Origin of the sequence: Natrialba sp. INN-245 (genome assembly GCF_009807105.1) — an archaeon.
Taxonomy (GTDB): Archaea; Halobacteriota; Halobacteria; order Halobacteriales; family Natrialbaceae; genus Natrarchaeobius; species Natrarchaeobius swarupiae.
The window spans coordinates 316,512-331,801 of the sequence record NZ_WUBV01000063.1 but is presented as its reverse complement, the minus strand read 5'-3'; the positions used below and the strand labels follow the sequence as shown (position 1 = coordinate 331,801).

Here is a 15,290-nt window from a genome sequence, read left to right as displayed (position 1 = left end):
TCATCGAGAGTCGGAGTGTTTATACGTGTGTAGGGATTCTCTTCAAAGGCAATGGCGAAAGGAACCGTTGATTTCTTCAACGACACTGGCGGCTACGGATTCATCGAGACTGAGGACGCGGACGACGACGTGTTCTTCCACATGGAAGACATCGGCGGCCCGGACCTGGAAGAAGGACAGGAACTCGAGTTCGACATCGAGCAGGCCCCCAAAGGCCCGCGCGCGACGAACGTCGAGCGCCTGTAAGGCGGATTCGTAACGGTATCGGCACTTGACTGCAGTATTTTACGCCCGCAAGCGACAGCGCCGTCGGGAGATTTAGGATGCTATCGGTCACAGACTCTCGTATGACCGAGCCACTGGTTCGTTCGGCAGACGAAATCGAGTACGAGGCAGTCGACGCCGCCGACGGCATGCGAAAGGGCGTCCTGATCGACGAGAGCGACGACGCACCGAACTTCGCGATCCGTCGGTTCGTCCTCGAGCCGGGTGGGGAGGTGCCCGAGCACACGAACGCCGTCGAACACGAACAGTACGTCCTCGAGGGGAGGTACACGGTCGGCATCGACGAGGAGGTGTACGAGGTAACGGCGGGCGACTCTCTGTTGATTCCCGCCGACACCGTCCACTGGTATCGAAACGACGGCGACGAGCTGGGTGCGTTCCTCTGTGCCGTTCCGAACGGCGACGACGAGATCGAACTGCTCGAGTGACCGGTCCCGTCCGATCGCTCACGACGTGGGCGTTGCGGACTGCTGGCGGCGAGGTGGCAGCGTCGTCCCCAACCCGACCGACGTGTCACCAGCACGTGTCATGAATTTGGTGTCGATTCGCCGTATCGGTACACTCTTGGGTCCGAATTCGCCATTGCCACCAGGATGAAACGACGGCACCTCCTGGCGAGTTGCGGAACGTTCGGTCTCACAGCGGTCGCGGGCTGTCTCGGCGCGGCCGGGTTGGCCGAACACGAAGCGACGCCGGCCGGTGTCGCGCCGGCGACTCGAGCGGAGACCGGATACGAACAGACAGGAATCGAGGAGGTCGCGGTCGAAGAAGAGGTAGAGGTCTCCGTCTACAGCGAGACGGTCGTCGCCCGCAACTATCTGGTCGAACACGAGAAAGCGATCGGTGTAGAGCCACTCGGTGAGCAACGCAGCGCCGTCTTTACCGTTCTGACGACCCCGCAGGTCGACGTCGCCGGTCGGGAGTTCAATCCAGTTCGAGAGATGTCCACACGCGAACTCGTCGAGTTGATCGAGGGAAACTACGACGACCTCGAGAACGTCGAGCACGAGCGGGACGACGACGTCGAGATCCTCGACCAGGAGACGACGGAGTCGCGATTCAGCGCTCGAGCGGCCTTCGGCGGGGTACCCGTCGACGTCAACGTCCACGTCAGCGAGGCGGTCGAGACGGCCGAAGACTGGGTCGTGACGATCGGCGTCTACCCCCAGCAGGTCGCGCCTCGAGAGGAAGACAACGTCCGATCGCTGATGGAAAACGTCACCGAGGGCGTCGACGACGAGACGGTCGACAGCGGGGAGGACGGTGAACGCGTACCGAACGGCGACGAGGTGGGGGATAACGAGAGTGACGGCAACCACGAGAACGGAGAGACGGACGACGGAATCGTCGACATCTGATACGGACCGCCATCGCTCTACACCGTCGCGTCGGGACCTGTCCGACAGTCGTGCCGGAGTAGCGGGCCAGCGGTTCGGGCGTAAGCCGTCACTCGAGAGTCAGTACGATCCTCGCGACGATTGCCGATCATACAACAGTGTTCGTCCCCACGAATCTGGGCTAAAACGTTGGAAGCGGCGTCCAGGTCCGAACCGCTCAAGTATCCATCCCCGTTAGGTGCGTCCGTGTCGAAGCAGGTCCAGCAGGTCGAAACGATCTTCTGTCACGAGACGGGCGACGAGTTCCTGGTCGTCGTCCAGCGCGGCGGCGAGCGGCTGTTCCGGGCGAAACTCGGCCTCTCCGAGACGTCCGCCGGCCCCCGGCCGGCCAAGTTCCGGCTCAAACAGGGCTCGAGCGAGGAACCCCGCCAGCCCGACGAGTTCGTCGAACTGGCCCGCCGAGCCAAGCGGATCCGAATCTCCGAGCAGACCTCCCCCGAGAAGCGCGAGGAACTGATCGAGATGCTCGAGGGCTACCAGCTCGCGGACAAGGCGAAGGCCGTCAGGACCTGCCGGTACTGCGCCTCCGCGGGGCGATACTCCCCGATCACGACCGACACGGCGGTCAAGGACGATCGGGACTGGATCTGTCGCGACTGCGCGCGCGAGGAACTCGAGCGCCAGCTCACCTACTCCGGGGCGGGAACGGTGACCGGCGACGCCAAAGAGCGCCTCGAGGAACTCATGATCGAGGTCCAGGACCTCCAGCGGATCGTCAACCTGCTCGAGGGGCGGCTCGATCCGGATCTCACGAAGTTCGATACGATCTCGGCGACGACCGACGAGGTCGATCCCGTTCGCGTCGACTCGCTGGATCTCCACCCCGATCTCCAGGGACTGCTCGAGGACCGCTTCGAGACCTTGCTCCCGGTCCAGAGCCTCGCCGTCGAGAACGGACTGGTCGACGGCGACGACCAGCTCGTGGTGTCGGCGACGGCGACCGGGAAGACGCTGGTCGGCGAGATGACCGGTATCGACCGGGTTCTCGACGGAGAGGGGACGATGCTCTTTCTCGTCCCGCTCGTTGCGCTCGCGAACCAGAAGTACGAGGACTTCCAGGAGGAGTACGGCCACCTCGTCGACGTCACCATCCGGGTGGGTGCGAGCCGGATCAACGACGACGGCAACCGGTTCGATCCGAACGCGGACGTCATCGTCGGCACCTACGAGGGGATCGATCACGCCCTGCGGACGGGCAAGGAGATGGGGGACATCGGGACCGTCGTCATCGACGAGGTTCACACGTTAAAAGAGGACGAACGCGGCCACCGCCTCGACGGGCTGATCTCGCGGCTCAAGTACACGACTGAGCAGCGAGCCAAACGACGTGAGGAGTACCAGGGTGCCCAGTGGATCTACCTCTCGGCGACCGTCGGCAACCCCGAACAGCTGGCGAAAGCGCTCGAGGCGAAACTCATCGAGTTCGAGGAGCGACCCGTCCCGATCGAACGACACGTCACGTTCGCCGACGGCCAGGAGAAGGTACGCGTCGAGAACAAACTCGTCAAACGGGAGTTCGACACCGAATCGTCGAAAGGGTATCGCGGCCAGACGATCATCTTCACGAACTCCCGCAGGCGGTGTCACGAGATCAGCAGGAAACTCGAGTACTCATCAGCACCGTACCACGCGGGACTCGACTACAAACGCCGGAAGTCGGTCGAACGCCAGTTCGGCGAACAGGACCTCGCAGCAGTCGTCACGACGGCTGCGCTCGCAGCCGGGGTCGACTTTCCAGCCTCCCAGGTGATCTTCGACTCGCTGGCGATGGGCATCGAGTGGCTCTCCGTCCAGGAGTTCTCCCAGATGCTCGGCCGTGCGGGTCGTCCGGACTATCACGACGAAGGGACAGTCTACGTCCTCGTCGAACCCGACTGTTCGTACCACAACTCGATGGAGGGGACCGAAGACGAGATTGCGTTTACCTTGCTCAAAGGCGAGATGGAGTCGGTGATGACCCACTACGACGAGGGAAGCGCCGTCGAGGAGACGCTCGCGAACGTCGCCGTCGCCGGCAAGTCGGCGAAGGCGCTCAACGATCGGATGCTCGGCGAGGTACCGACGAAACACGCAGTCGGCAAGCTGTTACAGTACGAGTTCATCGACGGCTTCGAGCCGACGCCGCTCGGACGCGTCGTCACGGAGCACTTCTTAGAGCCTGGGGAAGCCTTCACGCTCATCGACGGTATCCGGAAAGACGCCCACCCCTACGACCTCGTCGCCGATATCGAGCTTCGCGACGACGACCTGTAGCCGAAAGCCGAGCGACGGATCGAGACATCACCCAGATAGAGTCGGACGTAGAGAAATTTCAGCCACTACACATCATATTTATTACCGTAACAGTGTCCCGGCGCACCCGCCGCCAGGACCGCGGTTGCGTCGGCACTAACTGACAGGAAACCGTATCAGACGATGGTACCGAGAGTTGTGAGATCATTTATTGTTCCTTCGCAGAACGGCTCCAGGTTAGTTGACCGTTGGTAACACGACTCTGACCGTGGTGCCTCCTGTATCTCTCCCTTCGACAGCAATCGAACCTCCGGACCGCTTGATGATCCAGTAGACCAACCAGAGACCGAGGCCGCCCCCATGATAGAGGTCGTCGATTGCGTCGCCACTCTCTAACACGGCACGATCCATCTCTGGGATGCCGTTTCCGTTGTCGGTGACGCGGATCTCGACGAGTTCGGTTTCTACTGTAACCGAAAGTGAGACGGCAGGTGTCTCGGCATCGTTGTGAACGATCGCATTTTCGATCAGTTCTTCAATCGCCTTGTGGACATTCGTCGTCGCCGAGACGATCGCTTGGGTGGGAACGTCCACGTCGACCTGTACATCCGGGACGCCGGCAGTGACCGAGCCAGCGGATCGCGTGACAGTATCCACGATATCGATCCGCCGAATATCTGGCTGCTCACTCAAGACGTCAGTGATCGCCCGGGACTTCTGACTCGTGGTTAGGAGATTATCGGACAAGATACTGATATCCTCGGCAGCGTCAGCCACTTCTCCCGTCGTCTGAGACCGGATCTGTTCCGCCTGGCCACGAATCACCGTCAGATTGTTTCGAAGATTGTGCCGCAGGATCTGATCGACCACCCGAAGCTGTCGATGTAACTCTATTAGCTCAGTGATATCTGCTTGAATTGCGACGAGTGCCTGGACCGTCCCGTCGTCCGTGATCGGTGATATCGTTTGATGGGCGGTGTAGAGCTCTCCGTCTTTTCGTCGGTCGACGATCTCCTCTTCCCAGACTTCCTCCGAGAGTACCGTTTCCCACAGCTCCGTGAAGTAGTCAGAAGGCATCTCCCCGGAGTTCAGAAGATTCGGCGTCTGACCGATCGCCTCCTCGCGCTCGTAGCCCGTCAACTCCTCGAAGGCAGGATTGACGTACTCGATCGTGCCATCTGGGTCGGTAATGTAGACGGCATGACCCGACGCCTCGACGGCCTCCTTGAACCGCCGGAGTTGCTCGGTCCGTTGTTGTAACTGTAGGGACTGGTCGCGAAGGCGAAGTAGTGCCTTGATCCGCCATTCAAGTTCGGCCTGTCGAATCGGGAGCGATACGATCTCGTCGATCGTGGTCCCGAAGACGTTGTCGGCAATCTCCCCCCGGTCGGTCTCAATGACCCCGGATTGACGTTCGGGCAACAGGAGGAGGACAGGAAAGAGCACCGGTTCAGCCTCGCATTTGACCCGTTTGAGCTCGTCCGCGTGTTGTCGTATCCCGCCGTGGTCGACGATACAGAGGTCACACTCGGCCGTCTCGAGGCCCTCTCCGGCATCGACTACCCAATAGGAGTCGTGCCCTGACAGCCACTCCTTTAGGACACGGCGGTTTCCGTCCTCGGCGACGAGCGGATAGATTCTCGTGGATTCGACTGACGAAGACGATCGGGGGTCGTAGTCGTCGTTCGCGTTCGAATCGTCCGTCGTCATCGGTCACCCACCTGGGAGTCCGTCGGGAGTGTGACGACAACGGCGGCACCGCCGTCGTTGGAGTCAGTGATTCGAACGTTACCCCCGTACTGCTCGACGAGCGTATCGACGAGGTAGAGCCCGACGCCAGCGCTCGGATGGTCGAGTCCGTCCTCAGTACGACCGAGCACCGCATCCCGACGGTCTGACGGAATGCCGGGTCCGTTGTCGGCGATCGTGACGACGACACTCGCCGTCCGTCTCGTGACCGTGACTGTAACGCGGGGCGTCCTCGAGTTGTTGTGCTGGACGGAATTGTTTAACAGGTTCCGGAACACTGAGGAGAGCAGTTCGTTGGCCTGAATCTGTACGGGAGGTATCTCACCATCGACGACGAACTCCGCGTCTTCGAACAGCGAGCGCCGTTTCACGATTTCGTCGGCCAGTGCATTCTCGAGGGGGATCGGCTTCAGTTCCGGGTCGTCGTCCATCTCGAGGATCTCGACGAACTCTCGAACGGCCCGCGTCAAGTCCACGACGTTGTGACTGCTGTCGAGTACTCGCTCACAGATCTCCTGGCCGGCCTCGTCGACGTGGTCTTCGAGCTGTCCTGCCCAGCCGATGATGACGTTCATCTCGTTTCGGATGTCGTGGCGGGTAATCCGATTCAAAAGCAGGAGTTGCTCGGTCTTCTGGGCCACCGCAATCGATTGATCCCTGATCCGACGGAGGTTCTCGAGTCGACTTCGAAGCTCGACGTGCTCGATCGGTGTCGTGACGACTTCATCGACGAACTCCCAGAGGTTCTGGTCCATCGTGTGGTGGGCCCAGGCTTCGACCGAGGGGAAGTCCGAGGCGGAACTGACCAGCAACACTGGCAACGCACCGGTTTCAGCACGCCGACGGTCACGGACGACAGTCACGTTCTGTCGGAGGGTACGCTCGTCGAGAACACAGATATCGTACTCGGCGTCACGGAGACGATCCTGTCCCCCGGAAACAGCCTCGTACTCGTCCTGGGCGCGCACCCACTCGAGAAGAACTCGTCGGTTACCGGGATTCGAGATCGCGGGCATGACGCGGGTTCTCCTCACTGTTTCCGAGGGAGATCCCCCCGATTCGCGGTGCTCACTCGTCATCCGTCCAGCTGGGTGTGCCGGTCAGGATACCACGAAGGTCAGACATCGGTTCGCCGACTGTCAGCCCGTGTTCAGTAATCTGTAGCTCCCGGAGCCAGTTTTCGTAGTCACTCGTTCGCATCTTGAGGACGCCGATCACCTTTCGGAGCTCCCCTCTGTATTCGACGTGGCGGAGAACGACGATATTGTCGGCAAGGTGGCTCATCTGCTGTTCCGTGGCCCGGAACTCGCCGGTGATCTGATGAACCTCGTTCGTGACGACGCCGGTCACGCCCATGTTCCGAAGGTATCGTCCGATCTTGATCAGGTGTTGTGTCGCGTCGCCTCCCGTTCCTCGAAGTGCTCGTTCGTATCCGCTGACGCCGTCGATCATGATGATCTCCGATCCTCGGTCTTCGACCTCCTGGCGAAGGCGGTGGGTAAATTCGTCGATCGTGAGTTGGTCAGGGCTGATCTCCTCGATACGGAGTGTGCCCCGTTCGATCATCGATGTAAGCGGAATATTGACCGCTTCCCCACGCTCAAGCATAGTCGAACGGTTTTCCTCGAAGCTGTAGAGCACGGATCGCTGACCACGGCCCGCAGCTTCTTTCATAAACTGGAGGCCGGTGGTCGTCTTCCCGACACCGGTCGGCCCACTCAAAAACGTGACCGTTCCGGTCGTGATCCCACCACGGAGAAGCGAGTCGAGTTCCGGGACGCCCGAGGAGAGTTTCTCCGAACTGAACTCACGTTCGTGATCGTCGGGAATCAGACGGGGCCACACGCACATTCCGTCGTCAGTAATCGTTACCGTGTGAGGCCCGCGCTGTGCCGAGGATCCGCGGAACTTCGAGACGTCGAGCGTTCGCCGACTCCGATCACGGTCGAGGTTGACGACGGTATCGACGAGAAACTGGAGATCGTCGTCGGGAACGGAGTCGGCAGCCTGTGACGTTAGCAGGACCGTCGCCCCCTGCCCTTTGAGAAAATCGAGAAGCGCAAGCACCTGCGTCCGGAATTGGTGTTCGTCCATCGTCAGATATCTGAGTTCAGTGATCGGATCGATGACGACCCGGTCTGGAGCCAGTGTTTCTACTTCGTCACGGATCTTCTCGACGAGCGATGGGTTTTCTGTCTCGCCCGATCGGAAGAGGTCGTATGTCTGGTCGGCGCGAAACTCTTCTCCGGTCGGTGAAAGAGTGAGAAAGTCGACTGGGTCGATATTCAGTCCGAAACTCTCGGCGGTGTCGCGAAGGTATGCGGTTGGTTCACCGAGATTGATATAAAGTCCCTGATCCTCAGAACGTACGCCCGCTGCAAGAAAATGAAGGCCGAAAATCGTTTTTCCTGTTCCGGGTGAGCCCCTGAGAAGCGTCGCAGAAGAGGGGAGAAACCCCCCATTGAGTATTGTGTCGGCCTGTCGGATCCCAGTCTTGATTCGCCTTCGGCTACTGAAACGCCCCATGTGATTTGGTAATATGGTCACTATATATAGGTTTTGGCTCCCATATAAGGGTACCAAAACCAAATAATATCTGTGTATAATGTTGGCACCAAATATTCTTTGGACATACGTATACTCTCCAACGAGGTGTGGTATTAGTACTAATTTAAGCCTGGTTCTTGGTTGATTCCCGTGAGACTTGTGAGAAGAGGTTGACGTCAACTGGTGATCTGTGTTCGAAGCGATCGATCGTACGGCAGTGTACGATCCTTGCCAAAATCGCACGAACGTCCTGGCAAAATCGTCGAGCCAGAAAGCCTCAGTGGGTTCGACGAGTGGGATCAAATCGCGCTACCGTGTGTCCGCGATAACGTCAAGCAGGCCGTGAAACAGTACGTTCGAGCGCCTTATTATGATTCAATACCTATTGGCCTGGTCACCACCCAGTTCTCGATTTCATGTGAAGGAGGCGATGGGTCTGTCCGTTCGGCCACAACGGTGAAGGTCGAGAGTTCACTTATCACGAGCACAACCGCAGCCCACGCCTCGAGTGGAACATCCGATGAACCCGACCTCACCCGACGCCGCCGATCCGCCCGCGAACGTGCTGTTGGTCGACGGCGAGTCCCACGGGTTGGGGTCGTGTGCGGATCTGTATCACCGAGGTTCGATCGACGCGTTGCTCACGGTATCGACCGGCGAGGCTCGAGCGGAGCCGCCGACTCGAGTGGCGGTCGACGGACCGGTGGAATCGATCGTGATCGGTGAGCGACACGCGGAGACCGACGACCGCGGGACGTCGGGTGGTCAGCAGTCGATCGCGGATCCAGGCGACCTCTCGGCGATCGGAACGGCCATACTCCGGTGCTGTGCTCGATGGTCCGACTCCGGCAGACAGATCGCGATCTGTTTCGACTCCATAGACGGCGTACTCGAGTACGCCTCGCCGAGCGAAACGTACCAGTTCGCGCAGGCACTGACGAGCCGACTTGCGGAGACGGATGTCTACGCTCACTTTCACTTCGATCCTACGAGCCAGGAGTCACAGGTTGCCTCGACTCTCGAGGGGATTTTCGACGAGGCGGTGACCACCGATGGACCCGAGGACGACGGACCGCTCGAACGGATCGCCGAAGAGCGTTCGTTTTTGACCGAAACCGCGACGGAGTCACAGCCGGAGGCCGACAAGTTCGTCGAGGCAACCGACGCTGCAGTCGCCGCTGCGTTCGATGACGATCGAACCGACGAGCCAGTCCCGTCGTCGGAACGGGAGTCGGACCGGGAGTTACCGGAAGCGACCGACGCAGTGGTCGCCGCGGCGTTCGAGGAGAGACGCGACGACGAGCGATCGGAGTCGGGTTCGACGGAAACCGACTCGACGACCGACGCGTAACCGCTCGAGGAGGGCGGAGACCGCCAGTTAGAGGACACCGGAGACGAACGGCTCGAGAGACGACGGTCGGACGACGCCGACGAGTGGAACTGGGAGTAAGTATCATCGAGCACCGAGATGGGGTCGGGGACGGAACGAAACCCTTTATGATGTGCGCCCGAAATGGTGGAGTACGGGATCGTGGGTTAGCTTGGTATACTTCGGGCCTTGGGTGCCCGTGACCCCGGTTCAAATCCGGGCGATCCCATTCATTCTGTCGCGAGCATAGTGAACCGAGTGTCGACGCGTATCGATCCGGGCTGGTGTACCGACACGCTAGAGGAACAATTCCACCCTGATCGGTCGCTGTGCAATCAGGTATGCACTGACGCTCAATGACACAGGAGTTCGACTGAACCGATAGACGTGACTACCGCCAGTCGTCGACGGATACAGCGTCTGACTTTACCGTGGCGAGCCACGCATCGTCTCGAGTGAGGTCGGCGATGACGAGGTGTGGCCGTCCGTCCACCTCGTCGACTGCCGCGGTCACCTCTTGGCTTGGAACGCCTCTCTCGAGCGACGTCGAGTTTGCCACCATATTCCTCTATCTCGTTCGATGGAACAAGAACGTTTCGATAAAATCCACAGAGGTGTTCGAACATACACCAGATTCCGACATTAGAAAACAATCACACTCAGAGAAACCGAGTCGTGATACGGTTTTCTGTCCGCCAGTGCCGCCATACCTGTGCTCCCTGGAGCGGGAGATCGGGACAGGAATCCGTACGAGTGGCGGCGACGGGGCTGTCGGACGTCCCGTCGAGAGAAAACGTATCGGAGATCGTACCACTGGCGGTCAGTTTTCGTCGGCGACCACGCTGCCGATACCGTCGACCGGTCGATCGGGCGTGACGTCTTCGAGTTCCTCGGGGAGGCCGAGCTGGTAGTTCGTGCCGTTTTCCCGCACCGTTGTTCGACCCCGGTGAACCGACACGTCACCGTTTAGGTGCAGGCGAACGGCCTCGAGTAAGGCGTTGGCCTCGAGGGGCTGACCGCGGTGTTTCAACGTGTCGACGTCGGCGTCGTCGGGGACGTCGAACGCGCGCTGGGTGATGATCGGCCCCTGATCTAAGTCGGTCGTGACGTAGTGGGCGGTGACGCCGGCGACCCGGACGCCCTCGTCGACGGCCTGGCGATATGCCTCAGCACCGGGGAACGCCGGCAACAGGGATGGGTGAACGTTGATGATCCGATCTTCGTACCGGAAGACCACGTTCGGAGAGAGGATCCGCATGTAGCGTGCGAGGACGATGAGATCGGCGTCGTACTCGGCGAGCAACTCGAGCAGCTCGTCTTCGTTCTGTCGGCCCTTCTCGTCGCCGATGTCGTGAAACGGGACGCCGTAGTGTTCTGCAAGCGGCTGGAGGTCGTCGTGGTTCCCAATGACGACGCCGATGTCAGCGCCCAGATCGTCGTTGGCCCACGCCTCGAACAGCGCCTCGAGACAGTGGCTCTCTTTCGTGACGAGGACGGCGATCTGCTGGGTCTCGCGGTCTGCCGGGAAGCGAACCTGGACGTCGAGTCCGAGATCCGTTCCGAGTTCGTGGAGATCCTCGCGGAGCGTCTCCTCGGTACAGACCATCTCCGAGGTGTCGACGGCGAGGTACATCCGGAAGAGGCCGTCGCGAACCGCCTGATCGAGGTCCTCGATGTTGACTCCGCGCTCGAACAGGAGGCTCGTCACCCGGGCGACGAGCCCGGTGTCGTCGTCTCCGATCACCGTGATTTCGGTCACATCGGTCGTCATCAGCGCCACCTCCGCTCGAGCGAATTTCGATACATCAGTACGGTGTTGAGTCGGTCGGCGGCTAAAAACCCTGCTTTCCGTCGCGACCGTGCGTGATTGCTACCATGGCTCGACCGGATACCAGGAATTGCTAACTATACCATCTCACTTATTAAGTTCGAGCGGGCCGATCGATTCGGTATGAGTCAATCGTTCGACCACGATGTCGCGATCGTGGGCGCCGGACCCGCCGGAATCGGAACCGGTGTCGCACTCTCGACTCTCGACGTCGAGTTCGTCGTTCTCGAGCGCGATCGGATCGGCGCGTCGTTTCGCCAGTGGCCCGCCGAGATGCGACTGCTGACGCCGTCGTTTCCCGCCAACGCCTTCGGCGTGCGCGATCTGAACGCGATCACGCCGGATACCTCACCCGGCCTCGCACTGGACTGTGAACACCCGACCGGCGACCAGTACGCCGACTACCTCGAGGCGATCGCGGAGTACCACGAACTGCCGATCGAGACCGGGGTCGACGTCGATCGGGTCGTTCCCGACGACCGAGCGGCGGACGTCGAGGGCTCCGCCGGATTCACCCTCGAGACGAGCGACGGGCCGATTTGCGCCCGTTACGTGATCTGGGCGGCGGGGCAGTATCAGTATCCCACGGATGGAGCGATTCCCGGTTCGTCACACGCCGTCCACGTCTCCTCGATCGACTCCTGGGCGCGCTACGCGGACGACGTGGGTGCCGACCTCGTGGCTGACGACCGGGATCCTGCGTCGACGCGAGGCGAGGAATCGCCTCCGACGGCGGCCGACGGTGCCGGCGTCGCCGTGCCCTCGTCGGACGACGTGGCCGTGATCGGCGGCGTTGAAAGCGGCATCGACGCCGCGCTCGGCCTCTCGGAGGCCGGCCTCTCGGTGACTGTTCTCGACGAGGAAGGGACCTGGCAGTTTCGCAGTCCCGACCCCAGGGAGGTGCTCTCACCACGGACGAACGAGCGTCTCGAGGCGGCGCTCGCCGACGATCGGCCGATCGAGCTCGTTCCCGGCGCGCGCGTCGATCGGATCGAACGCGTTCGCCCGACGGACGAGCAGGCCGACGACACCGCCGACGTCGACGAGGGATACGACGTGTTCACCGCCGACGGCGAACGGGTTCGCTCGCGAACGCCGCCGGTCCTGGCGACCGGCTTCGGAGGGAGCCTGACGCTCGTCGAGGACCTGTTCGCGTTCGACGGCGAGTTCCCCGAACTCAGCGACCGCGACGAGCCGACCGCTACCCCCGGATTGTTCCTCGTCGGTCCACAGGTCGCACACAATGGCCAACAGTTCTGTTTCATCTACAAGTTCCGCCAGCGCTTTGCCGTCGTCGCCGAGACGATCGGCGAGCGACTGGGCGCCGACGTCGACCCGCTCTCGGAGTACCGTGAGAAGGAGATGTTCCTCGAGGATCTCGACTGCTGTGAGCCCGACTACTGCGATTGCTGATCGGTGGGCCGGTCCTCGTCGGACGTATGACGTCTACCCGGGATCGATTCGCGACACGTGAGACTCGCTCCTTTGTTTTGTCGTACAATCGAGTGAAATATGTCTGACAGGGTTTTATGCTCTCGTCTGTGGTAGGCGTTTCAGTCACGAGCAGTGACAGTCAACACCCCCTAGGTGAGCACCATGACAGCAACCACGGACGACCACGGCGGACACCGGATCGACCCCGACGCGGAGACTGCACTCGTCTCCCACGACTGGGACGCCAGCGAGTCGCTCTCCCGGACGATCGTCTCGACGGTCGCGGCGCTCTCCGGCAGGAATCCAGCCGAGATGGAACGGCTTTACGATCGGATCGATCCGGATGGCCTCGAGGCGATCTTCGAGCCGACGAACGCCGGCACGAACCGAAACGCGGGAACCGTCTCGTTCCGTCTCGAGGGCTACACCGTTACCGTCCACGGCTCGGGATCGATCGTCGTCACGAAAGCACCCTGACGCACGTAGGCGACGGGCCCTACGTGAGTTCGTCCGCCCGTCGGCGAAGCGACCGATCGAGCGACGTTTCCTCGGCGAGCGCCTCGAGTTCGTCGGTCGCTCGGCAGGCGGCGAGTCCCTCAAGCGCCTGGCGGCGGAACTCGCCGCGGAGCCCGGCAGTTTCGACGATGATCGCCAAATTTTGGCGTTCGCCGCGTTCGATCAGACGATCGACTGCCGCTCGGCGGTGATCGTGTGTGACGTTCGACTTCATCGCGGTTCGAAAGTATGTCGACATTGGAGTGTTGTGTCTGGGTTTCGTCGGTCGGTGTGGTTGGTGAACGGTTCCACGCGTCTGGATGACTCGAGTTCGGCGTGTCGGTCGACGGACGCCGGTTTGGGGTTCGTCGGACGAGGTCGCCGCCGTCGATCACCTGGCGTCCTCCCGGGAGACGAACGCGTCGCCGATGGCGGTGATCCGTTCTTCGGTCACGGATTCGGCGTCGAACGCGTTGTATATCGTACAGACGTCGACCCCGTTCTCGCGGCGGTCGACGTACGCCTGGTAACACGGCGAGACGTCGCGGTTCGCCGACGGGAAGTCGTTCGACGGTGTCTGTTCCGCGTCGGATTCATGGTCGGCCACGACGGTCACCCCGCTCAGTCCGCAATGCCGATTTCCTCCTGTGTATCTCCGTGATCGTGGTCGTGTCCCTCCGGCTCCGTCGTCTCCTCGATGTCCTCGTCTTCTTCCGGCTCGAACGTCGGGAACCGATCCTCGTAGGCCGAGTGATCGTCCTCGAGTTCGTCGTCGGTGAGCAGACACTCGGCGAGGGCCGAGCGGACCGACTCGTGGTCCATCTCCGTCCCGATGAGAACGAGTTGGATGCTCCGATCGCCCCACTGATCGTGCCAGAACTCCTCGATCTCCGGGTTCTCTGCCAGCTGTTCCTCCCGCTCGTCAGCGGGGAGCGAGTCGACCCACTGGCCGGCGGGAGCGATTCGAACCGACTGGCCGGCGATGTTGACCGACAGCGCCTCCGCATCGCGGTTCGCGAGCCAGAAGTGGCCTTTCGCTCTGACGACTTCGTCCGGGAACTCGTCGAGCAGGTCGGCGAAGCGCTCCGGGTGAAACGGCCGTCGCGCCTCGAAGACGAACGAGGTGATTCCGTGTTCTTCCTCGGCGGACTGGTGGGGTTCCTGTAGCTCCTGGATCCAGCCGGCGGACTGGCTCGCCTCCTCGAAGTCGAACCGACCGGTCTCGACGATCTCCTCGGGGTCGATTCGGCCGTGTTCGGTTCGGACGATCTCCGCACGCGGCTGGAGCGCCTCGAGCGTCGACTCGATCGTCTCGAACGTCTCCTCGTCGACGAGGTCACACTTGTTGCACAAGAGGACGTCGCAGAACTCGACCTGTTCGACGAGCAGGTTGCCAAGGTGTTTTTTCGTTCCGTCGTCGTCCAAGATTTCGTCGGACTCCATCGCCGTCTGGAACTGGTGGGCGTCGACGACGGTGACGGTCGTATCGAGGTGACAGCCCGAAAGCGGTTCGATGCCGGTCTCCTCGTAGAATTCGGTGGGATCGAGATCCGACTGGTCGAATCCAAGGGTGAGCGTCTGGGCGACCGGAAGCGGTTCGGCGACGCCGGTCGACTCGACGACGACGGCGTCGAACTCCCGCTCGGAAGCGGTGAGTTCGCCGATGGCGTCGAGTAAGTCCCCACGCAGTTCACAGCAGATACAGCCGTTCGAGAGTTCGATCAACTCCTCGTCCTCGTCAGCGATGTCGGAGGACTCGGCGACCTGGTCCGCGTCGACGTTGACCTCGCCCATGTCGTTGACGAGCACCGCCAGATCGCGGTCGCTCTCGCGAAGCACGTGGTTGAGTACGGTCGTCTTTCCCGCACCGAGCGTTCCGGACAGAACCGTCACGGGAATCGAGTTGTCGTCCATCGTTTAACAAATATACCTCCTCCGTAATAGAAGTTATTAT

The 15,290-nt window shown here is 61.2% G+C and carries 15 protein-coding genes and 1 tRNA gene; 8 read left to right on the top strand and 8 right to left on the bottom strand.

What is annotated here, in order from left to right; all coding sequences use genetic code 11:
• Positions 1-51 precede the first annotated feature (51 nt).
• From GRS80_RS18155 to GRS80_RS18140, 4 genes are all read left to right on the top strand, one after another.
• The gene (locus GRS80_RS18155) at positions 52-246 is read left to right on the top strand and encodes a cold-shock protein (RefSeq protein ID WP_005554588.1); all 195 of its coding nucleotides are present in this window, start codon (positions 52-54) and stop codon (positions 244-246) included.
• 101 nt (positions 247-347) lie between these two features.
• Entirely contained in the window at positions 348-713 is a 366-nt protein-coding gene (locus GRS80_RS18150; RefSeq protein WP_160048771.1) for a cupin domain-containing protein, read from the top strand.
• Between the two features lie 165 nt (positions 714-878).
• Positions 879-1,643 (top strand): DUF6517 family protein, encoded by a 765-nt coding sequence (locus GRS80_RS18145; protein WP_160048770.1) that lies wholly within the window; start codon positions 879-881, stop codon positions 1,641-1,643.
• Between the two features lie 225 nt (positions 1,644-1,868).
• Positions 1,869-3,935 (top strand): DEAD/DEAH box helicase, encoded by a 2,067-nt coding sequence (locus GRS80_RS18140; protein ID WP_343161645.1) that lies wholly within the window; start codon positions 1,869-1,871, stop codon positions 3,933-3,935.
• 216 nt (positions 3,936-4,151) lie between these two features.
• Here GRS80_RS18140 and GRS80_RS18135 read toward each other — a convergent pair whose 3' ends face one another.
• The 3 genes from GRS80_RS18135 to GRS80_RS18125 are packed head-to-tail and all read right to left on the bottom strand — an operon-like array spanning position 4,152 to position 8,189.
• Positions 4,152-5,624, bottom strand: a complete 1,473-nt coding sequence (locus tag GRS80_RS18135) for a HAMP domain-containing sensor histidine kinase (RefSeq protein ID WP_160048768.1) — start codon at positions 5,622-5,624, stop codon at positions 4,152-4,154.
• Positions 5,621-6,679 (bottom strand): HAMP domain-containing sensor histidine kinase, encoded by a 1,059-nt coding sequence (locus GRS80_RS18130; RefSeq protein ID WP_160048767.1) that lies wholly within the window; start codon positions 6,677-6,679, stop codon positions 5,621-5,623. The genes GRS80_RS18135 and GRS80_RS18130 overlap by 4 nt, the downstream gene beginning before the upstream one ends.
• A gap of 52 nt (positions 6,680-6,731) precedes the next feature.
• Positions 6,732-8,189, bottom strand: a complete 1,458-nt coding sequence (locus GRS80_RS18125; protein WP_160048766.1) for an ATPase domain-containing protein — start codon at positions 8,187-8,189, stop codon at positions 6,732-6,734.
• 541 nt (positions 8,190-8,730) lie between these two features.
• Between GRS80_RS18125 and GRS80_RS18120 the strand changes: the two genes are divergently transcribed.
• On the top strand, positions 8,731-9,561 hold the full coding sequence (locus GRS80_RS18120) for a hypothetical protein (RefSeq protein WP_160048765.1): 831 nt from the start codon (positions 8,731-8,733) through the stop codon (positions 9,559-9,561).
• A 174-nt stretch (positions 9,562-9,735) separates the two neighbouring features.
• Positions 9,736-9,808: transfer RNA gene (locus GRS80_RS18115), tRNA-Pro, on the top strand.
• Positions 9,809-9,970: 162 nt separating this feature from the next.
• Here GRS80_RS18115 and GRS80_RS20525 read toward each other — a convergent pair.
• Both GRS80_RS20525 and GRS80_RS18110 read right to left on the bottom strand, forming a co-directional pair.
• Complete coding sequence (locus GRS80_RS20525; RefSeq protein WP_200840422.1) at positions 9,971-10,141, bottom strand: hypothetical protein; 171 nt, start codon at positions 10,139-10,141, stop codon at positions 9,971-9,973.
• 258 nt (positions 10,142-10,399) lie between these two features.
• Positions 10,400-11,350: a formyltetrahydrofolate deformylase gene (locus GRS80_RS18110; protein ID WP_160048764.1), complete on the bottom strand. Its 951-nt coding sequence runs from the start codon at positions 11,348-11,350 to the stop codon at positions 10,400-10,402.
• Positions 11,351-11,530: 180 nt separating this feature from the next.
• Here GRS80_RS18110 and GRS80_RS18105 point away from each other — a divergent pair, with 180 nt between their 5' ends.
• Both GRS80_RS18105 and GRS80_RS18100 read left to right on the top strand, forming a co-directional pair.
• Positions 11,531-12,820, top strand: coding sequence for an NAD(P)/FAD-dependent oxidoreductase (locus tag GRS80_RS18105; protein ID WP_160048763.1), 1,290 nt, complete (start codon positions 11,531-11,533; stop codon positions 12,818-12,820).
• 183 nt (positions 12,821-13,003) lie between these two features.
• Positions 13,004-13,318 (top strand): HalOD1 output domain-containing protein, encoded by a 315-nt coding sequence (locus tag GRS80_RS18100; protein ID WP_160048762.1) that lies wholly within the window; start codon positions 13,004-13,006, stop codon positions 13,316-13,318.
• Positions 13,319-13,337: 19 nt separating this feature from the next.
• Here the strand turns inward: GRS80_RS18100 and GRS80_RS18095 are convergent, their stop codons facing one another.
• From GRS80_RS18095 to GRS80_RS18085, 3 genes are all read right to left on the bottom strand, one after another.
• On the bottom strand, positions 13,338-13,595 hold the full coding sequence (locus tag GRS80_RS18095; RefSeq protein ID WP_160048761.1) for a hypothetical protein: 258 nt from the start codon (positions 13,593-13,595) through the stop codon (positions 13,338-13,340).
• 132 nt (positions 13,596-13,727) lie between these two features.
• The gene (locus GRS80_RS18090) at positions 13,728-13,952 is read right to left on the bottom strand and encodes a hypothetical protein (protein WP_235019781.1); all 225 of its coding nucleotides are present in this window, start codon (positions 13,950-13,952) and stop codon (positions 13,728-13,730) included.
• A 5-nt stretch (positions 13,953-13,957) separates the two neighbouring features.
• Positions 13,958-15,250 (bottom strand): GTP-binding protein, encoded by a 1,293-nt coding sequence (locus tag GRS80_RS18085; protein ID WP_160048760.1) that lies wholly within the window; start codon positions 15,248-15,250, stop codon positions 13,958-13,960.
• Positions 15,251-15,290 lie beyond the last annotated feature (40 nt).